Here is a 22,120-nt window from a genome sequence, read left to right as displayed (position 1 = left end):
AGGTTACTGGTTGGCCTATTCTATTGGAGATTCTACGAGGGAGGCAGCCGGTAGAATGTGATAGCGCTGCTTCTTGGTTTTCACAATCGCTTGCTGAAGTTTTAATACACTTTTCTCCTGGCGGAGGATAAATACCCCAATTCTTCTCGGTATTTGGCTACCGTTCTGCGTGACAGCTCTAGTCCTTCCTTTGCCATCAGTTCTGTGATTGCCTGATCTGAAAATGGTTTTTGCTTCTCTTCACCGTCGATGATCTGCTTTATCCGCATTTTTGCGCTCTCTGATGAAGTAGCATCTCCGTCTTTCGATCCTAGGGCGGAGGTGAAGAAATATTTGAGTTCAAACAATCCACGGGGCGTCTGCATGTATTTATTACTGACCGCCCGGCTGATCGTGGATTCATGCAGGCCGGTTATTTCAGCAATCTCCTTTTGGGTCATCGATTTCAGATGATAAACGCCATGCTCAAAAAATCCCCGCTGCCTATCAACAATAGCCTGGGCCACACGCATCAGGGTCAGGCGGCGCTGCTCAAGGCTATGAATAAGCCATAATGCCGTATTCATCTTCTCACGAAGAAATCGTTTCTCTTCCTCCATAGCCGGCTTTCGAAGCATACTTTGGTAAAAAGGATTAATCCCGACGCGTGGGACTGTGATATCATTAACTGTCACAATGTAGTCGTTTTTAAATTTCTCCACTGAGATATCTGCTATATGATGCTGGCGTTCATATGGAGCAAATGCCGCTCCCGGACAAGGATTCAGCTTGCGTATCTGATCGGTAATTTGTTGTACCATGTGAATGTCGATCCCCAGAGCATCCGCGATTTTTTGTATGCGGTTACATGAAAGATTGACCATGTGATGTCGCACGATTTCTTCCAGATAAACATCATCATTCCCGGCATATCGCAGCTGCAAAAGAAGGCATTCCTCCAGACTGCGGGCAGCGATTCCTGCCGGTTCAAAGCCTTGAATCAGGGCAAGTATATTTTCAACCTCATCGGTGGGAACGTCAAGTATTCCGGCAACTGTATTTACATCCAGCTCAAGGTAGCCTTTTTCATTTAAATTCCCAATCAGAAACATGCCAATCATCTGTTGTAGCCTGGATAGCCCGCTGACCATCCCAAGCTGCGCTTTAAGATGTCTATATAAATTATCTGCGGGATTAGAGACAAAATCCAGAAGGTCTACCGGATTATCATTTTTTCGTGGCGAATATTCTTCTTCTGTATTGATTCTTTCGATGGACATGTCGATCTCTGCCAAATCAATGATCGGATTTTCATTTGCTTGCTCATGAAGATATGACATCAGATCGACCGAAGAATATTGAAGAATCGTGATGGCTTGTCGTAATTCTGGAGTCATAGCCAGCCTGAATGTTTGCTCTTGCTGTAATCCGTAGCGCATTATTTTATCTCAGCTCCTTACTGGGAAACAAAAATAACTTTTTATGCAGCTTATTCGTGAAGCTTATGCAATTATACTGCCAACCTTTGATCTTGGAAAAGAAGTGAATGGAATGGGTTGAATTTGAGTTTTGGATAGATTCAATAAAAAGGGTATCAGATTAATGATTAACTTGTCAGTTTATTTTCTTGTAGAGGATTATTTCTTTTTTTATATACTAATTAAATAAGAACTAGTCAGCATGGGGGAATACCGTGAAACGAATTGATGAGATCTTAGAGTATATTGCCAATGGTACAAAGAAACTGTCGGTAGAGGCCTTGCAGGACGGCGGTGGAATTACGGCTGCGGAAATAGCCGATCAACAGAATATGTTAAGAAATAATGTAAGCAAGGAGCTTAATAGTCTACTTCGCGCCGACTTGATTATTAAAATCAAGGGGAGACCCGTCAAGTTTTTGCACAAGCAGGTGATCGAGGAGATCTTTCGGGTTCAGCTTAAAGAGAAACAAATCCAAGTCAACAGCATTCATGAAATATTGCTGCCTGGAGAGCAAGTGGATCCGTTTCACGCCTTAATCGGTTTCATGGGGAGTATGAGAAACCAGGTTGAGCAGGGAAAAGCGGCAATATTATACCCGCCGAAGGGCTTACATACGCTGATTGTGGGGCAGACTGGCGTTGGGAAAACAATGTTCGCTAGGTTGATGTATAATTATGGTAAATATATGAAGCGCTTTTCAGAGCAAGCACCGTTTATCGTATTTAACTGCGCCGATTATTATAATAACCCTCAACTGCTACTTTCCCACATTTTTGGTCATGTAAAAGGAGCATTTACCGGGGCTGATCGGGAGAAAGAGGGGCTGGTTGAGAAAGCGGATGGGGGCATCCTGTTTTTGGATGAGATTCATCGGCTGCCCCCAGAAGGCCAAGAAATGATATTTTATTTCATGGACACGAACAGTTACAACAAATTGGGCGAGTCGGAGCGCAAGCGGGAAGCGAATGTGCTGCTCATCGGCGCTACGACCGAAGATCCCGGTTCTTCTATGTTGAAAACCTTTATCAGACGGATACCGATTACGATCAACATTCCTTCCTTGCAAGAGCGGACCGTTGAGGAGCGGTTTTTGATCCTGAAGCATCTCTTTGCAAACGAAGCCCATCGTGTGAACAAGCCCATTAGGGTTGAATTGGAAACTGTAAAAGCACTGATTGGCAGCGTAACCTATGGCAATATCGGTCAGTTGAAATCGAACATTCAGCTTGTGTGTGCCAAAGGATTTTTGAACAGCATACATGAAAATAAGGAAGAGATTGAACTTGATTTTAAAATTTTGCCCGGAAATATCAAGGAAGGTCTATTTAATATGGGGAAGAACCGCAAGGAGATTGCCGAAATGGAGATGGTCAACTCCTCGCTGTATATTACTCCTGAAGGCAGCAAAGGAATGGATGAAGCAGACGCTTCTGAACTGCCGTTCAACCTGTACAAATTGATTGAAGACAAGATAGGGATGCTCAAAGAAGAAGGACTCGATGACAGTTTTATCAATAAGTTTATAACTACAGATGTCAATATTCACATCAAAAGTTTCTATAACCGATTTTATAACATCAAAGGGGGACGGGAACGGATTCTTAAGATCGTAGGCAGAAATATTCTGGAGTTCGCTGAACAGGTGCAAGAGATGGCTCAAAAAGAATTGAATAGAAATTACAGCGACAGGTTTGTTTATGCCTTCAGTCTTCATTTGAGTGCCTTCTTAAAGCGAATCCGGGAGAAAAAATATGTCAGTAAACAAATCTATGATCCGATGAATGATCAGGATGAAGAATACAGACTGGCACTTATTATCAAGGATTTGATCGAGTCCAAGTTTGAAGTCAACGTACCCGATGCCGAGACTACCTATGTGGCGATTCTTCTGAAATCGGTAGAAGAGGAGCACCAGGGAAATGTGGGAATCATTGTAGCTGCACATGGCAACAGTACGGCAAGCAGTGTCGTTAGCGTTGTCGACAGCCTGCTGGGAAGCTCAAATATTTGCGCAGTAGACATGCCTTTGGATGTTAGTCCTAGAGAAATCCTGGAAGTTATTGTGGATAAAGTGAAGGACATTGACAATGGCAGAGGCGTATTGCTGCTGGTTGATATGGGCTCCTTGCTCAATCTTGAAGCAACCATTATGGAACGTGTCGGGATTAAGGTGAAGACTATCGATATGGTTTCAACCCCGCTTGTGTTGGAGGCTGTGCGAAAGGCCAGTATTTTTGATATGAATATAGAGGAAATTTATCAATCTTTGAAGGATTTTCGCGGATATAACACTGGAAATGCTGGAGTGAAAGCGGAAAAGACCAGTAATAAGGTAATCGTGACAGTCTGTTCCTCCGGCAAAGGTGCCGCCGCCAAGCTAAAGGAGTTTGTAGAGAAGGTTGTTTATGACTTAACCGAAGAGAAAATAGTTGTTGTACCGGCAAAGGTCAGGGAATTGGATAAAGTGGTGAAGGATTTACGGGCCAAGCATACGCTTCTTGCGGTGATTGGGGTTAAGCGGCCAAGCGAGCTCAATGTACCGTTTATCCCTTTGGAAAAACTGATCGAGGCAAGCGGTGAACAGGCATTAAGAGAATTGTTGCTCAACAATCAGTTGCCTGTTATGCATGAACACGGAAGCGTGGTCGTAAGAGATCTATGTGAGGATACGCTAAAGGAGTTTATGACTTATTTGAATCCTCACAAAATTTTGGGGATTTTGATGAAATTTATCGAGCAGCTGGAACAGGAACTGGAGGCTGATTTCCATTATGCAAAGAAGGTTCAGCTTGCTGTTCATACGGCTCATGCGCTGGAACGAATGGTCATTGGAGAAGGGCTAGTGTATCAGGAGGATGTATCCTTGCTTGACCAACGATTAATCGATGTGGTGAACCGTTCCTGCAATATATTTGCTTCCAGTATTAACATTAAGCTGACTAATGATGAAAAATATTATATTTGCGAAATCCTAAGCGAAGTATATAACTGTATCCCCAAGTAGTGGCGCAAGTGTATAAAACGATGCTGGATGTGTATTAATCATGCGGATAAGGATAATAAGTAGTTGGTGAGAAAAGACCAAATTCCCGGAGCAGCCGAGGGTTTGGTCTTTTTTTTGATAGTTAATCGCATCATACAGAATCTTGGCATGAGACTTGCATATAAGTATAGGCGAAGGATGCAAGGAGGGGGTGAAACAAATGATAGGTGTTATTGTTGGCACTCATGGAAAATTTTCCGAAGAGATCCTAAGATCCACGGAAATGATTTTCGGCCATCTGGAAAATGTGGTGGGTGTAACGTTTGAACCAGGTGAAAGTGTTAACGGACTTGTTGAGAAGTACAAAGCGGCCTTGGAAACAATTGATTGGACGGACGGATTGATTTTTCTCGTCGATTTGTTTGGTGGCAGTCCCTATAATGCGGCCAGTAGGATTGTGGCCAGGTATGAAAAAATGGACATTGTAACAGGGGTAAACCTGCCAATGATCGTAGACCTGCTGACCAATAGAGGGCTGGAGAACGTGGAGAATCTGAGTGATCTGGCCATCCGTGCGGGTCAGGATTCAATGAAGTCTTTTCGTGTCATCCGGGACATACAAACAGAGGAGGAATTATAGGTATGGAAATATCATTTGTTCGTATTGATGACCGTCTGATTCATGGTCAGGTGGCTACTGTGTGGGTGAAGGAAACGAAGTGTAACAAAATTATCGCCGTCAGCAATGAGGTCGCTGCGGATACGCTGCGCAAAACCTTATTGTTACAAGTGGCGCCGCCGGGGATTAAAGCTTATGTTGTCACGATTGCGAAAGCGATTGAAGCTTATAACAATCCTAAATATAACGATTTCAAGACCTTGTTCCTGTTTACCAATCCCACGGATGTACTGCGGGTTGTAGAAGGTGGGGTACCGTTTACATCGGTAAATGTAGGTGGAATGTGCTTCAAAGAAGGCAAAACACAAATTACCGGAGCAGTGTCCGTAGACAAGCAGGATGTAGAGGCATTTTATAAATTGCACGAAAAGGGGATAGAACTGGAGATTAGAAAAGTGGCCAGTGATCCTAAAATTAATTTGATTAACAAGCTCCAAAATGTCCAGTTTTAACAACACGTACGCATAAGAGAGGGGGTCAAACATGAGTGTTTTTGAAATCGTAATGGTCACGCTGGTTGCAGCCATTTGCGGAATGGGCAGTGTTTTGGATGAAGGACAGACTCATCGTCCTATAGTTGCGTGTACACTGATCGGTCTGGTCCTGGGAGATCTCAAAACCGGTATTATTCTAGGCGGTACGCTGGAATTGTTGGCTTTGGGCTGGATGAATGTCGGAGCGTCCATGGCTCCGGATGCGGCTTTGGCCAGTGTAGTCTCAACCATATTGGTTATTGTCGGGCACCAATCGATCGGTGCGGGAATTGCCGTTGCGATTCCGATTGCGGCTGGCGGACAAGTGTTAACTATCTTTGTTAGAACGATTACCGTGTTCTTTCAGCATCTGGCAGATAAATATGCCGAATCTTCAAATTTCAAAGGAATTGAATTATGTCACTTCATAGCCCTCCTTCTTCAGGGATTACGTGTCGCTTTGCCTGCCGTATTGGTGGCTATTGCAGCAGAAACCGGTCTAGTTACGACTTTGTTGGATGCCATCCCGGAGGTCATTACAAAAGGGCTGCAAATTGCAGGGGGATTCATCGTCGTTGTAGGATATGCCATGGTTATTAACATGATGGCAGCCAAATATCTGATGCCTTTCTTTTTCTTGGGCTTTGTCATCGCGGCATTTACAAGCATCAATCTGGTTGGCTTTGGAATCATGGGAGCGGTTCTGGCTCTGCTGTATATCCAGCTCAATCCCAAATATAGCCAGCGCAAAGATCAAGTGGGTGAAATTGAAGAGCTCTAAAGAAATTCTTAATGAAAGAGTGGGGTACTATGGAAGAAAAAAAGTTGACCAAAAGCGATTTAAACAAAATGTTTTTCCGTTCATGGTTCCTGCTGGGCTCGTTTAATTTTGAGCGTATGCAGTCAATTGGTTTTTGTGTCACCTTGATTCCGGCAATCAAGCGGCTATACAGCAAGAAGGAAGACCAAAAAGAAGCACTAAAGCGGCATTTGGAGTTTTTTAATACTCAACCGTTTATCTCTGCACCGATTATGGGGGTAACGGCCGCTATGGAGGAGCAGAAAGCCAATGGACAGCCGATTGATAATGCTACCATAAGTGGCGTGAAAGTTGGCTTAATGGGACCTTTGGCTGGAGTAGGGGATCCTATCTTCTGGGGAACATTACGCCCCGTTCTGGCTGCATTAGGAGCTTCCATTGCGTTGTCCGGAAGCGTTATCGGGCCTGTCCTATTTTTCTTGCTCTTTAATGTTATTCGCCTGGCTACCAAGTGGTACGGACTGAAATACGGCTACCAAAAAGGGACGGAGATTGTGTCCGACATGTCCGGAAACCGGCTGCAAAAGCTTACGGAATCGGCCTCCATCCTGGGACTATTTGTTATGGGCGCACTCGTATCTAAATGGACTACTCTGAATATACCACTCGAAGTATCCCGATATACCCGTTCGGATGGAGTAGAGGTTGTTACGACGATACAGATGATTCTGGATCAATTGATACCTGGACTGTTACCTCTTTTGCTGACTTTTTTATGCATGAGACTGCTCAAAAAGAAAGTGAATGCTATAGCTCTGATTTTTGCTTTATTCGCAATAGGAATTATTGGATACGCTCTTGGTGTATTGGCTTAAGCCAATTTGTAAAGTGATCCGGTCAAGCAATCGTCTCTGACCGGCAACCTGCCGCTTAACTTGTAAACGCTTTAAATTTTACTGATTAAAATATTCAATCATCTACAAGCGAATCTGCAAGCGCTCAACGATAGTCATGAAAGGCTACTGGCTTGTTGAAAACTGACATAAGCAATGATTCTCTATCATTAATCATTACAGGCTCAATGATGGTTTTAAAGCCACATTGAGCCTGTAAAAGCAGGTTCCGCTCTTTTGCTGTTAGTATGTTCGTTGTAATTTTTTGGATGATCTTGCAAGATCGGGTGGTAATCGCCTCTTTTCTCTATGATCTGATATTCGCCGAGACCTGTTTTCTTCAGTGGCATATGCATATAGCATATCTCTTCACAGTTAGGTCATATTGAGAGGTTTATGAAGCCACGAAGACTTAAGGAGGCCATGGCATTGGGAAAAAGGAGACGAACTGGCTTTAAGGGCAAAAGAATTAGGGTGGACGTTAGACAATCTTCTTCAGCTCAAACAGGACAAGGCGGTAACCCCATTTCTATCAATGCGTCGGATGTTGGGGTAGTAAGAACAGATGTCCAAAATAAATAATCAGCTTGTACAAAGAGCTATGTCCTCAACGTAAAAAGATCGCCGGGAATAAGTTAGATAACTTGTTCCCGGCGATCTTGCTTTTTTTACAGTCGGCAGGTATCTTCATCAGCATCCGCGTCTACATAGCCTATGCCTTGCTTTCCGTCTTGTTGTCGCCTTCTTTCGCAGGCTTGACTGACCGTGCAGGCGCTGCCTTCAGCACAGTATATCCGTAAGGTGGAAGCTCGGCATGCAGCCCCTTCGCTCCTACGGACCACTGGCCTTCGCCAAAGGCTAATTGCCATTCCTGCTCTGGAATGGACAATTCAAAAGTGTGATCCTCATCGGAACGGTTGAGCAGCACAAGCAACACTTCTTCGTCGCTGCGCCGCTCGTAGGCGAGTGAAGCGCCCTCCGGTTGTGCCTCCAGGAAAGTGATGCTTCCTTGATCACGGAGGACAGGGTGCGCCTTGCGAAGAGCGATCAGCTCACGATAAAAGTTGAACAGCTCGTGGTCCTGCTTGTCGGTATCCCACTCCATGCACTGGCGGCAGCCTGGATCGGCATCTCCATCCAGGCCGATCTCATCGCCGTAAAAAATGCAGGGTGCGCCCATATACGTGAACTGGAACAAAGCAGCCAGCCGCATCAGTTGCTTGTCGCCCCCGCACAGCGTCAGTAGGCGCGGTGTATCATGGCTATCCAGCAGATTAAAGGCAACCTCGGATGCCTGCTGCGGATAGCGGGCAAGCTGGCGTCCAATGGCGAAGGCGAAGCTCTGGGCATCGGTCACTTTTTTGACGAAAAAATCATTCACCGCATAGGTGAATGGATAATTCATCGTCGCATCGAATTGATCGCCCTGAAGCCATTCTGATGATTCGTTCCACATCTCACCCAAAATATATGCATCCGGATTAGCCTGCTTGACTGTAGTGCGGAATTCACGCCAAAAGGCGTGATCTACCTCGTCTGCCACATCCAGCCGCCAGCCGTCGATACCGACCTCTTCAATCCAATGCTTTGCCACATTCAACAGGTACTCTTTTACCTCAGGATGTTCCGTGTTCAGCTTGGGCATCATCGGTTCAAGCCCGAATGTATCGTAGGTCGGTGTGCCATCGACCACTTCCAGCGGAAAGCTATGAACATGGAACCAGTCCTTGTAAGGTGAGGCTTCGCCTTTTTCCAGTACATCCACGAACGGTTTAAAGGTACGTCCTGAATGGTTGAACACCGCATCAAGCAGTACCCGGATTCCCCGATCGTGGCAGGCCTCCACCAGCTTTTTTAATATCTTTTTGTCCCCGAAGTGCGGGTCTACCTCCATATAATCCTCAGTATCATATTTATGATTGGTCGTCGCCTTGAAGACAGGAGTCATATATATGGCGTTGATCCCCAACTCGCTCAGATGATCCAGATGATCGAGAATCCCTTGTAAATCGCCACCGAAAAAATTGTCTCTTTGCGGTGTGCCACCCCAGTCCTCAGCATCTTCCGGGCTAATGGAGGGGTCACCATTGGCAAAGCGTTCTGGGAAAATCTGATAAAATACAGCATCCTTCACCCATGCGGGTGGCTTCAAAATATCAATCGGATTTAAAAACGGATATTGGAACAGACTGTCTGCATTTTGAGGTTCCTCGGTGGTGAAATCGTCCTCGTCCATCCAAATTCGTTCCTCGCCATCTTCCAGCAAAAATCCATATTTCAGCCGACGGTGAGTAGGCTTTACAGTACATTCGTAGTAATCGAACCTGCCATCGGTGGCAAATTTGGACATCGGAATAAGCTGCCGAGTACGATCCCAGTCGTACTTATCTACGGTAAGAACATGAACAGAAGTCAGGTCATTTTTCTTTGCACGAAGCCGTAAAATTATCGTTTCATCATCATAACCAAAAGCCCAATTACGTTTCGGGTGGTGGTATATCGCTTCCAGCAGCATCTGATAGGCCTCCTTGTTCACCTGCATTCAAATTTGAAATTGTGAAGCGTATGTCGTATAAGGTAGTTATTAACCTTTTTAAGTGGGTTATGTACCATAAATGCTATAATGCCCATTACATAAAAGAAAAACGATAAGTAGGTGTCTATTATGAAAACAAATGTGCTATACATCGAAGATGACCAAGATATTGGTGCTTGGACGCATCAGTATTTGGAAGAGCGAAATTACGCTGTAACCTGGCTTCGCAGCGGAGATGGGGCTGTGGAAGCAGCTCGTACGTGCCAGCTCGTGATTCTGGATGTGATGTTACCCGGTCTGGATGGGTTCACCATTGGGAAGCGGCTCAAGAAAGAGTACCCGGAGCTTCCCATTCTCATGTTGTCTGCCCGTACATCCATTGACGATAAGCTGCAAGGATTGGATTTTGCTGATGATTATGTGACAAAGCCCTTTCACCCCGATGAACTCATAGCACGTATGGAAATTTTGCTGCGGCGATCAGGAAGCGTATCCGAAGAATCTCTACAACTGGGGCATCTGTCTGTGTTTCCTCCAGATAATCGTATTGTAAATCGTGATACCGGGGAGGAAATTACGCTGACAGGCAAGCAATATCATATTTTTGCTTATTTGCTGCGGCATTTGGGCCAGATTATGACGAAGGAACAAATGTATGAGGCGGTGTGGGGAGATCCGTATATCGACGGAGACAAAACCTTGATGGTCCACATCCGGCACTTGCGGGAAAAGCTGGAGATTGATCCTGCCACACCCCGTATCATTGAGACGATCCGTGGTGTAGGTTATCGGGTGAAAGCATAATGAACGGTATGCGTAAAAGGTGGACAGGATTACATCGCAACCTCCGTCCTGGTCAGGGAGGGCGGTTTCGTAATTCATTGTTGTTCCGCTATCTCGTCATTATTGTGTTTGCTATGGTGCTGTTGCCCATTGTATTGCCTGTTACAACCTTGATATATAGCATACTGTTGAACTTGCAGACAGATGTCAAGCCTAAGAATCCTTACTATCCCTCTACGACCCAAACTGAACATAGCTGGCATCGAGAAGCTATCGCCTTGAAGGGAGCTAGTCCAGAGCAAGTTTCAGCCCGTCTGCGCAAAATACAGCAGGATATGTTCCCGGATTCACAAATATTTTGGGTCGATACCGCAGGGTTAACCAGATTAGAGCTGCCAACCCAACCTAACATTCCAAAACAATGGAGCGCGGCACAGGCTATAGCTTTTATGAAGCAAGCCAGCTCTGAGGGTCCGTTTACAGTTGTGGCCTTTATTGGTGGGGGCAAGGATGATATGAATCAGGGCTATATGGTATTAAAAGTGCCCCGTTCGTTCTTTGAACATCCGACAAGTGACAATGGCATGTTGATGTATTATCTCCTTTTTATTCTATTGGTTCTGGGAGCTTTTATATTCGTATCTCTTCTGTTTTTTGGAGGCATTCGGCGGAGGTTGTTGCAGCTTCAGGCTGCCATGTCGCAGCGAGGAGAGGATGGAATGCCCATCCTTGTTGCCACCGGCCGCCCGGATGAAATCGGCAAACTGGAGGAGGCGTTTAATCGGATGGTCGAACAATTGGCAGAGAGCCGAGGACGTGAGCGTCAGGAGGAGGAGCTACGGAAGAGGCTGGTCGCCGATCTGTCACACGATATTCGAACACCGCTTACGGTTGTGCGCAGTCATCTGTATACACTGGATGCAGAAAACCTGAGCAGCAGAGGGAAGCAGTCGATTACACTAATGGAAAATAAGTTAAAAGACCTTGGAAGTCTGATCGACAACTTGCTGACCTATAATCTCCTATCTAGTGGCAAATACACCATGAATAACGAACCGCGTGATATTTTGCGGCTGGTGCGCGAGTGTGCGGCCAGCTGGTATCCGGTGTGGGAAAGGGAAGGCTTTGAAGTGGATATCGACCTGCCCGAGCATAGTATGGTGTGGAATGTCGACGAGCAGGGCTTCCGCCGTCTGCTGGATAATCTTTTTCAAAATGTAGTTCGTCATGCTGCCTCAGGCCGGTATATTGGTATTCAAGTTCAGAAGGATAACGGGAGAGAGGCATTGGTCATTGCAGATAAAGGTCCCGGAATGGAACGGCAATCCAGTGAAAAAGGAGCTGGAATTGGCCTGGCGATCACAGAACTATTGGCGCGCGAAATGAATTTGGAGAGGGAGATTTGCAGTTCATCGGCCGGGACACGAATCTGTTTTTTAAACAAAACTTAAACTCAGTGTTCCCTTGGCTTTAAACTTGGCGCGTTACGATAGGTGTCGAGGTGAGGAACTTGAACGAATCAATCATTGAAACGAACAGTCTCAGCAAAATATACAAAGGCCGCGCCGCGGTTAATCAGCTGGACCTGAAAATAGCGCGGGGAGATATTTACGGATTTCTCGGACCCAATGGAGCAGGGAAAACGACAACCATCCGCATGCTACTTGGGCTTATTCGCCCAACTCGAGGAACGATCCGTATATTCGGCAAAGATATTCGCAGACATAGACTCGATATTTTGCGTAAAGTCGGTTCGTTGGTAGAGTATCCTTCGTATTATGGTCATTTGAACGCCGTCGAAAATCTGGAGGCTATTCGTCGTATTTTGAATGTGCCGAAAGAGAACATTACTGAAGTATTGGAGGTCGTTCGGCTGACCAAGCACGCTAAACGTCCGGTTAAAGGTTACTCGCTGGGCATGAAGCAGAGACTTGGTATCGCAGCAGCCCTGCTCGGCAATCCCGAAGTGCTTATTCTGGACGAGCCAACGAATGGCTTGGACCCCGAGGGCATTCAGGAAATGCGCGAATTGATACAGGCGATGCCCAAGCAGCGGGGGATCACTGTACTGGTATCCAGCCATTTGCTGAGTGAGGTAGAGCATATGGCTAATACCGTCGGCATTATTCGTGAAGGACAACTGGTCTTCCAAAATACGATTCACAATCTTCGTCAGGAGTCCGCAGGGGGGATTCGGATCGTAGTATCGGAGCCGGAAGCAGCCCAATTGATTGCACGGGAACAGGGCTACCATTCAGTGAAGGACGGGTCAGCGCTGGATTTTGACAACATGAATGATGCGGCTGTTGCGCTGCTAGTTAGAAGATTAGTTGAAAACACACATGCCGTATATCGTGTGGAGGAACGCCGCAAATCGTTGGAGGATATGTTCATGCAGGTGGTGGGCAAAGGAGGGGGCTCCCTATGATGCTGCGAGCGCTGACAGCGGATCTGCTCAAAGCACGCAGAAAGGGAATCTGGTTCCTGGTCTTCCTCGGTCCTCTTGGGCTGGTGGCGATGCAGGGACTGAACTTTGGGCTTCGCTATGACTATCTGATTCCGCGATATAAGGGCCGCTTATGGGAAAGCTTGATGGATAACATCGCACTGTTTGTTCCCCTTGCACTTGTGTTAGGAGCCACGATGGTCGCTTCCATGTTGGCGAATGTGGAGCATACCTCTAACTCCTGGAAGCAGCTGTTGGCTTTGCCTATTTCCAAATTTAGTGTTTATATGGCAAAGCTAACACTGGCCATTGGAATGCTGTGCGTGTCCTGCCTACTCTTGACGGTAGGGACTTGGACCTTGGGGATGCTTCTTGGCTTTGGGGGAGAGCCAGCACCGATAGGGGAGCTACTACGGCTCGGGTTTTGGCCCTTAGGCGGCACGCTGCCTATACTCGTATTGTTGTTGTGGCTAACGGTCACGTTCCATAATCAAGCTCTGCCTGTAACACTGGGCATTACGTTAGGCATTGGCAGCTTATTCGCTTCCCAACTGTCCGAATGGTTTCCGCTGGCTTGGCCGCAATTCGCATGGGTTGCGCCACAAGCGTGGATATTCGCGTCTATCGGATGCGCAACAGGTATAATTCTCAGCCTGCTGACCGCAGCTCATTTTAGCCGAAAGGATGTGGCGTAATGTTCGGAGGATACGTACGGTTACTTTCTGTCGAACGCCTGAAAATGGCGAAATCGCCCGTCTGGCTGCTTGCGCTCGTCAGCCCGGCGATTGCCGTCCTAGTTGGTTTACTGGCGAATCCGGGAGGAAACTGGCTGTTGCTGTTGGCTGCCATGCTTACAATACATGCAATGCTGTTCCTGCCGATGCTGACCGCCGTGTTTGGGTCTCTAGTCTGCCGTTTCGAGCATGGGGGCGGCGGCTGGAAGCAGCTCATGTCACTACCGTTGTCCCGCACGGGTCTGTACGCAGCCAAGCTGACCATCATTATGGCTATGGTCGGACTGACTCAGCTGCTGTTCGGAGGAGCGCTGTTGGGTGTTGGAGCTGTGCAGGGGATGAACGGGCCGATTCCTTGGACCGTGATCGCCCAAAGCCTGCTTGCAGGCTGGGTTGCTTGTCTGCCGTTGGCCGCCCTGCAACTGATGGTGTCCTTTTTGTGGTCTAGCTTTGCTGCACCGCTTGCTTTGAATTTCGTCTTCACCGTGCCCAATATGCTGATCGCCAACTCTCAGACCTATGCTCCGTATTATCCGTGGGTACAACCTTTATTGGCGATGATGCCGAGTGGGGGAGACGACTTCGGGGCGTTCATGGTGCCAACGGATACACTCTTGATGGTGGTACTGGGTAGCTTTGTCGTGTTTGCGATTGCCGGTCTGACGATATTTCGTTATAAAGAGATATAAGACGAAATGTGGGAACTGTAAAAGCTCCTTACCCTAAATGAGGGCAAGGAGCTTTTTTTGCTGTGCGGCAGGTTCGTGTTCTGAATAAGGTACTTACTCTATGGGCTTACACTAAGCCTGAAATGGCACGAATATTGTCGCTGATCAGGTGGCAAGAGGCGTCGAACTTGGCTTGCTCTTCTGGGCTCAGCTCAAGTTCAATGATCTCCTGAATTCCTTTACTGCCAATGATTGCTGGAACGCCCGTGCAGACATCAGTGTGTCCATACTCGCCGTCCAATACGGCAGAGATCGCTATAATTTTACCATCGTCATTCAAAATGGAACGGGTAATGTACGCCAGCGCATTGGCAATACCGAAATAAGTGGCACCTTTGCGGGTAAAAATCTCCCAACCGGCATCCCTTGTTTTACGGGCGATGTCATCCAGATCAACGTGTCTGAATCGTTCCTTATGCTGACGCAAAATGTGCAAGAGCGGCTTGCCGCCAATCGTGACGTGCGACCAGGCCACGAATTGGGATTCGCCATGCTCGCCCAAGGCATACCCCTGCACACTGCGTGGATCTATGGAAAATACCTCAGAAAGCAACGTCTTGAGTCGGGATGAGTCAATAGAGGTGCCTGTGCCGATCACCTTATTACGCGGCAGACCGGATATACTCTGCACCAGATAAGTAACAATGTCGACAGGATTAGCGGCAATAACGAAAATACCGTCGAAACCGCCCTCCATAATAGCTGTCACAATCTCTCTGGTGATATGCACGGCATCGTCCAATACAGACAAGCGGTCTTGGCCGGGTTTAGGGTTGGATCCAGCTGTTATAATCACAACATCCATATCCGTGCAGTCTGCATATGTGCCTGCACGGACCTTGGTGCGTGTAGACGTAAAATCCATACAATGGGACAGATCCAGTGCATGGGCTAAAGCTCGGTCATACGTGCGGTCAATCATCATGATTTCATCACAAATGGACTGATTGACCATTGAGTAGGCACAGCTCGAACCGACCATTCCAGCGCCGACAATCGCTACTTTCCTTGCCTTCCCCTTCATTTATGTTTCCTCCTCGTTCCAGCGAACGTTAATATGCTACAAATTATGCCTGAAATCCATTTTACGTTACATAACATAACATATTGCTGATCTTTTGAAAATATCCATTTTTTTGCCCTCATTCCGCTAAATTAAAAAACGAAAGGTGAGTAGGGAGAGCTATTTAGGAATAATTAAAGAATAAGCGTGGATTATCAATATTTTTTAGGGAAGAGCAGGATAGAATATAGCCATTTATTTATAAATGGCTTTCGTATAAATCATAACATGGACCATATTCATGGAAGAAATGTTGCCATGACAATATTAAAGGTGTGACATTTATGTGACGCTTCATAAAGAACCTTAAGAGTATATAGTGAAGGGGCATTCTCAACGATGTCGCTTCTTGTATTTTTATAATGTATTCGTTTATGACAAAGGTTCTTAGTAGTCTGCATTATTAGAACATTTTTGCCAAAGGATTTCCAATGGTTTCCGCGAATTCTACATATACAAGCTTATTTCTTTCCATACCATCCGGGGAGGTAATGATTAAATGGAAGAAAGCAAGTCGACGACGGAAGCAGCGAAGCAACTGGGGATTGGGGCGAGTACCCTTCGTAAATATGCAGCGGCGCTGGAGGAACAGGGATACGTGTTTCAGCGTTCCGCTAATCAGTCGAGAATGTTCAGTGCTGGGGATGTTGATTGTTTGAAGGTGATGCGGAGGGCGCTGCGTGAGCAGCATATGACGATGGAGCAATCCGTTCAGGTGGTACTTGAGCGAATAACCGCTCCCTTCCAACTGGAGGATGAAGAATTCCGCTTGCCACCTATCTCGGATGCTGAGTCACTGACCGCAACCTGGCAAGAAATAATGGCGGCGGCTGAGAACAGAGAAGAGACAGTCGTGCAGGAGCAAGCTGCTGCTACGGTTGAGCTGACAGAGTTAGAGGATGAAATGAGCGTTCAGGAATTGTCGGAGGAACCCATGCAACCGCAGGAGCAGCTTCAGACTTTGACATCAGCCATTGAATATAGATTGGAGCAAGCACCTGTATCCGTACAAACACAGGAGTCTGTAGAGCCGCAAGAGCTGGCGCAGATGCAGGATATGGTGCAAACCGCTTTGTCGGAAATGCGGAGCCGTTTGGAGGAACTGGAAGCAGAGCATAGCCGTTTGGTGGAGAAAAATGTTAGCTTATCTAACCAACTGGAGGATCATAAACGTTGGATGAAAGAAAGGGTCGAGGAAGAACGGGATCGGCAGTTAATCACTAATTTACGTACCTACCAGGGCAGGCAACGCAAAACGCGCAGTTCGCTGTTGTCCTGGCTCGGTCTGACACCGCGTAGCCGTAGAGAGGCATAACGAACATTATCTTGTCTAATAAGACCATCAGACCTAATCGGTTCTGATGGTCTTTTGGCGTGGATGATATAATAACGGAATACAAGAATACGAGGACAAGTCGCATAGGAAACGTGGTGCGGCATGTATAAGAAAGGATCTAAGTATGTTTGCTTGGTTGCGGAATATTTATGAATCATGGATGGATTATCCCAAACAGCCTGGTGATTTGCTGAGCGGACGTTATTGTGTTCGTTCGCTTTTAGGCATGGGTAGCTATGGTTTAACCTACCTCTGTCTGGATCGGCACAGCGGGCAAGAGGTGGCGGTCAAACTGCCCAGACCGAGCAAACGAGCGCAGGCAGTTCAGCTATTGCAGCGCGAGGCTCACATTATGCGACAGATGGAGCATCCTTATATTCCGAAACTGCTCGAGAATGACAAACATTCGGACGAAATGTATATGGTCATGGAATACGTCTCCGGTATGACCTTGGAGGAGCTTATCTTTGAACAGGAGCGTTCCTTTACAGAACAGGAATGTATCGTCTACATTTTAGAGTTAATGGAGCGAGTTTTGCATGTGCATGAACGGGGATATATCCATCGTGATATTCGCATCCCTAACGTAATTCACCGTGAAGGGAAGCCGTACCTAATTGACTTTGGGCTTGCTCTGGCCGTGGGAGAACGACAGGAGGATGTATTCACCGAAGCCATGCTGGAAAAGCGCGCACCTGAGCGACAAGATGTCGCTTTTTACAGCGATTTGTACGATATCGGGCATTTTATGCTCTTTATGCTGTATAGCAGTTATGAGCCTCAGCCGGATCAACCGCCTGGAAGCTGGCAGGAAGAATTAGTATTAAGTCAACCAGTGCGTCATATACTGGAGCGGCTTTTTCAAATTCGCCCACGTTATGAAAACAGTCGACAGTTTATGCAGGAGCTGGAGGAAGCATTGTTGCTGCTAGAGGTTAATCCAGAACGGTAGCTGAAAATAAACAGGCATTCGCCGCAAAAATGGGGGAATGCCCCCCTTACGCATTAGGCCAGGTCTACATACAATGATCCTGTAAATGAGCGAAGGGAGTGTTGTAAATGAGTCATATGTGCGGAGTAGGCGGTATGGGTTGCGGTGTAGGTGCCTGGACCTCTGTAGGGGCGATTCTGGTACTGTTTATTTTGCTGGTGATCATCTCTAAAACCCTGTTTCTGTAATTTATGTAATTTCGGTTATAGCCGATTTCCTGTAAGGTGCACTGATGTTGCTCTGCAAAACGAAGGGCGCACAACAATAAAGCGAAGGCCCTCGATGAGAAGGGGCTTCGCTTTATAAGTTTAAGGAGCCTGTGGTTTGCTTCTGTGTTACGTTGTACTCCGCCCCTGCTTCGTGTGGTTTGGCTAGGAACTGGAGTAATGACGGCGTTTATCCTTGTAATATCGGTGACCGTTATGGCTGTTCTTGTATCCGTCTGATGAAGAATGGCGTTTACGGTCGTAATAACGATCTGAGCTGCTGTATCGCCGCTTATGGGAATGAGAGGTGGAATGTAGCAGGCGGTGCAGTAAGTTTTTGAGCATCGTCTAATCCTCCTTCTTATCCTATCCAACTGACATAGACAGGTCTTATAAAACGATAATACGCAACAGTATTAGAACAGGTTCCACTAATTTAAAATTGTAGGGACTTGGCCTGAAATTCTGCAATATCCTTGAACTCTTCTTCAAATTTACGGGAAATGCGAATATAGATCGGCAGTAAATCGCGATAGATATCTACATGCTCTGCCGCAGGTTTATGCTGATGAGTGGTGCCGATCATACCGGATACTGCATCTAGCGAATCAATTCGCCCTAACGCGTACAAGCCTAGAATGGCTGCACCTAGACATGAGCTTTCCAGACTTTCGGGAATAATGACTTCCTGGTCGAAAATATCCGCCATGAGCTGTCTCCATAGCTCCGAGCGTGCAAATCCACCCGTGGCATGAATGACTGACGGTCTGTCGATGACTTCTTCCATAGCGAGCATGACTGTATACAGATTGAACAGTACGCCCTCCAGTGCGGCGCGAATCATGTGCTCTTTTTTGTGCCGCAGGGACAGGCCGAAGAAGGAGCCGCGCGCATTTGGGTCCCACAGAGGAGCGCGTTCGCCGGATAGATACGGAAGGAAAAGCAGACCGTCCGAGCCGGGACGCACCTGTTCCGCGATTTGGGTCAGTACATGATACGGATCAATTCCCAAGCGTTTGGCAGTTTCCACCTCAGAGGCTGCAAATTCATCCCGTATCCAGCGGAAAACGATACCGCCGTTGTTCACCGGGCCGCCGATGACCCACAGCTTTTCGGTCAAGGCGTAACAGAAAAAGCGCCCTTTGGCATCGGTGAGAGGCTTATCAACTACAGTACGGATGGCTCCGCTGGTGCCGATGGTAACAGCGACAACTCCGGGTTTGATTGCATTCACACCGAGGTTGGATAAGACACCGTCACTGGCTCCGATCACAAAAGGAGTCGTCTCCAGCAGGCCCATGTCATGTGCATAGGCTGCGTCAAGCCCTTTTAGCACATGAGTTGTCGGCACCAGTTCGGACAGTTGCTCCTTCGTCACACCTGCAATAGTGAGCGCTTCCTCGTCCCAATCCAGCTGCTTCAAATTCATGAGTCCGGTAGCGGAGGCGATCGAGTGATCCACGACATATTGGTGGAATAACCGGGCAAAGACATATTCTTTTATAGAAATAAATTTGTACGTCTGGGCCGCAACATCCGGTAAATCTCGTGTAATCCACATCAGTTTCGTCATCGGTGACATGGGGTGAATGGGCGTTCCAGTGCGTAAGTAAATATCGTGTCCATTGTATTTATGTTTGAGCGCTTCAGCCCATTTGGCACTACGGTTATCTGCCCAAGTGATGGAGGCGGTCAGTGGTTTACCGTTCTTGTCTACCGCCAGTACGCTGTGCATAGCCGAACTAAAGGAGACGAACAGCACGTGTTCGGCGGGTACTCCGCTTTGTGTCATGACCTCTTGCACCGTCGTTACGACAGCTTTGAAAATATCTTCAGGGTCCTGTTCTGCCGCATCTGGCTCAGGTGTATGGAGTGGATAGCCCACATGATGCTGCGCGGCAATATTGCCGTTTTCTTTGAAAAGCACTGCCTTGGTACTGGTTGTGCCAATATCGACGCCGATCATATATCGGGTTTCAGTCATATTCATTCTCCCCTTCACTTACCTTATTAGCTCATTATCGTTAAATTAACACATTCAGCAGCATAATCAAACCGAAAGCGACCAGGGAGAGGATGGTTCCATAACATTCAAAAGAATGAAGGCAACAATATGTATAGATAAATGTATACTTGTCGACAATTGAGTCTAAAAAAAGAGCCGCGTCAGCTGGAGCACGCATAAAGACGCGGTACATTTGCTCTTTGCCAAGCATGTTGCAACTAGGATAATGTCTTTCTATAGGAGGACAAAACGCTATCGTTAACCGCGTTGCGGGTGTCTCGATAATGTTCCTCGATAAGTCGTGACAACTCCTGAGCATTCGCTTGTTTTAAAGCATTTGCAAAGGTGCGGTGCTTGCGAATTGTGACTTGAGATTCTTCGATGTTAGACGCAAATCGTTGTTCTGTCGCAGCCAGCATAACTGTCAGGATCAACTGTCTCATACCATTCCAGGTATGGAGAATACGGGTATGGCCTGCTTCCAGAACCAGAGCTTCATGAAAATTAAAATCCTGAAGAGAAAACTCAGCGATATCCCTGTGCTTGAGAGCGACTTCCATTTTGTCGATCATCTGATTTAAAGTGGTTACCAATATGCTATTATCCTTATGTACATACCTTTGAACAACAAAATGCTCAATCAGCATTCGTACGTCGAATAGCTCCTCCATATCACTGGGTGTCATGCCGATCACAACCGCCCCCATGCGCTCCAAACGGATAAGTCCTTCGCCTGAGAGCACTTTCATGGCTTCACGCACAGGAGAACGACTGGTACCAAAATCGGTAGCAATCTGATTCTCAGATAGAACAGTGCCGGGTGTCTGCATACCGCGTATAATCTGAAGTCGGAGTTCACAAGCAATCCTCTCTCCAAGCGATGCGCCCTGTAACCAGGTTGTTGGATATTTCATAGAATACTCCTATCTTGCAAATAATTTTGCATACTTGTATACAAATTATGGAGTATTATAAACCCCGTTTAAGCCCCTGTAAACGGTATCAATTGACATCGGTTCCATTTCACTGCTTTTAGCGTTACAATAGAAACAGAAAAAAGAAGCAGCGAAAAGTGGAACGAACACGGATAAGAAGGAGAACGTTTAATGATTATCATTAAAACCAAAGAACAAATTGAAAATATGAAAAAAGCCGGCGAAATTTTGGCTGCTTGCCACCGGGAAATTGCCAAAATGATTAAGCCGGGTATTACGACACTGGAAATCGACGCCTTTGCAGAATCATTTATGAAGAAGCACGGCGCAACGCCGGAGCAAAAGGGTTATAACGGCTACCAGTTTGCAACTTGTGGTTCACCTAATGATGTGATTTGCCACGGCTTTCCTAACAAAACACCATTGAAGGACGGCGACATCGTGACGATCGACATGGTTGTGAACCTGAATGGCTGGTTGGCGGATTCTGCTTGGTCGTACGCGGTAGGGAATGTGTCTGAGCAGGCACAAAAGCTGTTGGACGTTACCAAAGAGTCTCTGTATAAAGGGATTGAGCAAGCTGTTGTTGGTAATCGGATCGGGGATATTTCCCATGCGATCCAAACTTACGCGGAAGCGGAAGGCTTCTCGGTCGTACGCGAATTTATTGGGCATGGCATTGGGGAAGAAATGCATGAGCAACCGCAGGTTCCACATTACGGACCTCCGCACCGTGGACCACGCTTGAAAGAGGGCATGGTCATTACAATTGAGCCGATGCTCAACACAGGCACATACCGTAGTAAAATTGATGCGGACGGCTGGACCGCGCGTACGTTGGACGGCGGTTTGTCGGCACAATACGAGCATACGCTGGCAATTACAGCAGACGGTCCAATCATTTTGACCCAGCAATAAAAGCATGCATCCATCAGTAACGTACAGACTAACGAATTAAATAAGTAGACATATTACAGAAAAGAGGCTGTCCAAAGGACGGCCTCTTTTACCACGTGCATTCTATAAAAGAATTCTCTGACGCGGATTAGTTCTGTAAGTGGACTGTATTTCACGGTTCTGCATGTAGTGAGAATGACCGGACTGACAA

Annotated in this window: 20 protein-coding genes; 14 read left to right on the top strand and 6 right to left on the bottom strand. The window is 46.7% G+C overall.

The genetic code is table 11. From position 1 onward, the window contains the following. Window positions 1-101: 101 nt before the first annotated feature. Window positions 102-1,418 carry an RNA polymerase factor sigma-54 gene (gene rpoN / locus ACXHJ2_RS21470; RefSeq protein ID WP_165083847.1) on the bottom strand — a complete coding sequence of 439 codons (1,317 nt, stop codon included), beginning with the start codon at window positions 1,416-1,418 and terminating at the stop codon, window positions 102-104. A 254-nt stretch (window positions 1,419-1,672) separates the two neighbouring features. Here rpoN and ACXHJ2_RS21465 point away from each other — a divergent pair, with 254 nt between their 5' ends. The 5 genes from ACXHJ2_RS21465 to manZ all read left to right on the top strand — a co-directional run bounded on the left by ACXHJ2_RS21465 (window position 1,673) and on the right by manZ (window position 7,231). Further along, complete coding sequence (locus tag ACXHJ2_RS21465; RefSeq protein ID WP_165083849.1) at window positions 1,673-4,465, top strand: sigma-54-dependent transcriptional regulator; 2,793 nt, start codon at window positions 1,673-1,675, stop codon at window positions 4,463-4,465. Between the two features lie 199 nt (window positions 4,466-4,664). Further along, window positions 4,665-5,084: a PTS sugar transporter subunit IIA gene (locus ACXHJ2_RS21460; protein ID WP_013369099.1), complete on the top strand. Its 420-nt coding sequence runs from the start codon at window positions 4,665-4,667 to the stop codon at window positions 5,082-5,084. A gap of 2 nt (window positions 5,085-5,086) precedes the next feature. Then, window positions 5,087-5,575, top strand: a complete 489-nt coding sequence (locus ACXHJ2_RS21455) for a mannose/fructose/sorbose PTS transporter subunit IIB (RefSeq protein WP_013369100.1) — start codon at window positions 5,087-5,089, stop codon at window positions 5,573-5,575. A 31-nt stretch (window positions 5,576-5,606) separates the two neighbouring features. Beyond that, window positions 5,607-6,377: a PTS mannose/fructose/sorbose transporter subunit IIC gene (locus tag ACXHJ2_RS21450; RefSeq protein WP_013369101.1), complete on the top strand. Its 771-nt coding sequence runs from the start codon at window positions 5,607-5,609 to the stop codon at window positions 6,375-6,377. 11 nt (window positions 6,378-6,388) lie between these two features. Next, window positions 6,389-7,231 (top strand): PTS mannose transporter subunit IID, encoded by an 843-nt coding sequence (manZ, locus tag ACXHJ2_RS21445; RefSeq protein ID WP_269203258.1) that lies wholly within the window; start codon window positions 6,389-6,391, stop codon window positions 7,229-7,231. A gap of 730 nt (window positions 7,232-7,961) precedes the next feature. On the opposite strand, the gene ACXHJ2_RS21440 is transcribed toward manZ, so the two are convergent. Next, entirely contained in the window at window positions 7,962-9,764 is a 1,803-nt protein-coding gene (locus ACXHJ2_RS21440) for an alpha-glycosidase (RefSeq protein WP_165083851.1), read from the bottom strand. A 150-nt stretch (window positions 9,765-9,914) separates the two neighbouring features. Between ACXHJ2_RS21440 and ACXHJ2_RS21435 the strand changes: the two genes are divergently transcribed. The 5 genes from ACXHJ2_RS21435 to ACXHJ2_RS21415 are packed head-to-tail and all read left to right on the top strand — an operon-like array spanning window position 9,915 to window position 14,437. Beyond that, window positions 9,915-10,589, top strand: coding sequence for a response regulator transcription factor (locus tag ACXHJ2_RS21435; RefSeq protein WP_165083853.1), 675 nt, complete (start codon window positions 9,915-9,917; stop codon window positions 10,587-10,589). Next, complete coding sequence (locus ACXHJ2_RS21430; RefSeq protein ID WP_165083855.1) at window positions 10,589-12,019, top strand: sensor histidine kinase; 1,431 nt, start codon at window positions 10,589-10,591, stop codon at window positions 12,017-12,019. The genes ACXHJ2_RS21435 and ACXHJ2_RS21430 overlap by 1 nt, the downstream gene beginning before the upstream one ends. 59 nt (window positions 12,020-12,078) lie before the next feature. After that, entirely contained in the window at window positions 12,079-12,996 is a 918-nt protein-coding gene (locus ACXHJ2_RS21425; RefSeq protein ID WP_025678706.1) for an ABC transporter ATP-binding protein, read from the top strand. After that, window positions 12,993-13,709, top strand: coding sequence for an ABC transporter permease (locus ACXHJ2_RS21420; protein ID WP_058710439.1), 717 nt, complete (start codon window positions 12,993-12,995; stop codon window positions 13,707-13,709). The genes ACXHJ2_RS21425 and ACXHJ2_RS21420 overlap by 4 nt, the downstream gene beginning before the upstream one ends. Further along, entirely contained in the window at window positions 13,709-14,437 is a 729-nt protein-coding gene (locus ACXHJ2_RS21415) for an ABC transporter permease (protein WP_058710440.1), read from the top strand. Before ACXHJ2_RS21420 ends, ACXHJ2_RS21415 begins: the two co-directional genes overlap by 1 nt. A 106-nt stretch (window positions 14,438-14,543) precedes the next feature. On the opposite strand, the gene ACXHJ2_RS21410 is transcribed toward ACXHJ2_RS21415, so the two are convergent. After that, window positions 14,544-15,500 (bottom strand): L-lactate dehydrogenase, encoded by a 957-nt coding sequence (locus tag ACXHJ2_RS21410; protein WP_058710441.1) that lies wholly within the window; start codon window positions 15,498-15,500, stop codon window positions 14,544-14,546. A gap of 538 nt (window positions 15,501-16,038) precedes the next feature. On the opposite strand from ACXHJ2_RS21410, the gene ACXHJ2_RS21405 reads away from it, so the two are divergent. From ACXHJ2_RS21405 to ACXHJ2_RS21395, 3 genes are all read left to right on the top strand, one after another. Continuing rightward, window positions 16,039-16,854 carry a MerR family transcriptional regulator gene (locus tag ACXHJ2_RS21405; protein ID WP_013369110.1) on the top strand — a complete coding sequence of 272 codons (816 nt, stop codon included), beginning with the start codon at window positions 16,039-16,041 and terminating at the stop codon, window positions 16,852-16,854. Between the two features lie 145 nt (window positions 16,855-16,999). Beyond that, window positions 17,000-17,827 (top strand): serine/threonine protein kinase, encoded by an 828-nt coding sequence (locus tag ACXHJ2_RS21400; protein ID WP_025678715.1) that lies wholly within the window; start codon window positions 17,000-17,002, stop codon window positions 17,825-17,827. Between the two features lie 107 nt (window positions 17,828-17,934). Beyond that, window positions 17,935-18,054, top strand: coding sequence for a hypothetical protein (locus ACXHJ2_RS21395; RefSeq protein ID WP_013369112.1), 120 nt, complete (start codon window positions 17,935-17,937; stop codon window positions 18,052-18,054). 183 nt (window positions 18,055-18,237) lie between these two features. On the opposite strand, the gene ACXHJ2_RS21390 is transcribed toward ACXHJ2_RS21395, so the two are convergent. The 3 genes from ACXHJ2_RS21390 to ACXHJ2_RS21380 all read right to left on the bottom strand — a co-directional run bounded on the left by ACXHJ2_RS21390 (window position 18,238) and on the right by ACXHJ2_RS21380 (window position 20,991). Further along, the gene (locus ACXHJ2_RS21390) at window positions 18,238-18,417 is read right to left on the bottom strand and encodes a hypothetical protein (protein WP_080567850.1); all 180 of its coding nucleotides are present in this window, start codon (window positions 18,415-18,417) and stop codon (window positions 18,238-18,240) included. Between the two features lie 91 nt (window positions 18,418-18,508). Continuing rightward, the gene (gntK, locus tag ACXHJ2_RS21385; RefSeq protein ID WP_165083857.1) at window positions 18,509-20,056 is read right to left on the bottom strand and encodes a gluconokinase; all 1,548 of its coding nucleotides are present in this window, start codon (window positions 20,054-20,056) and stop codon (window positions 18,509-18,511) included. A 239-nt stretch (window positions 20,057-20,295) separates the two neighbouring features. Further along, window positions 20,296-20,991: a GntR family transcriptional regulator gene (locus ACXHJ2_RS21380; RefSeq protein ID WP_025678719.1), complete on the bottom strand. Its 696-nt coding sequence runs from the start codon at window positions 20,989-20,991 to the stop codon at window positions 20,296-20,298. A 192-nt stretch (window positions 20,992-21,183) separates the two neighbouring features. Between ACXHJ2_RS21380 and map the strand changes: the two genes are divergently transcribed. After that, window positions 21,184-21,930 carry a type I methionyl aminopeptidase gene (gene map, locus ACXHJ2_RS21375; RefSeq protein WP_013369117.1) on the top strand — a complete coding sequence of 249 codons (747 nt, stop codon included), beginning with the start codon at window positions 21,184-21,186 and terminating at the stop codon, window positions 21,928-21,930. Window positions 21,931-22,120 lie beyond the last annotated feature (190 nt).

It is taken from the genome of Paenibacillus sp. ALE3 (genome assembly GCF_054113405.1).
Note: the sequence above shows the minus strand (reverse complement) of the source record. Positions and strands in the feature narration are given on the sequence as shown.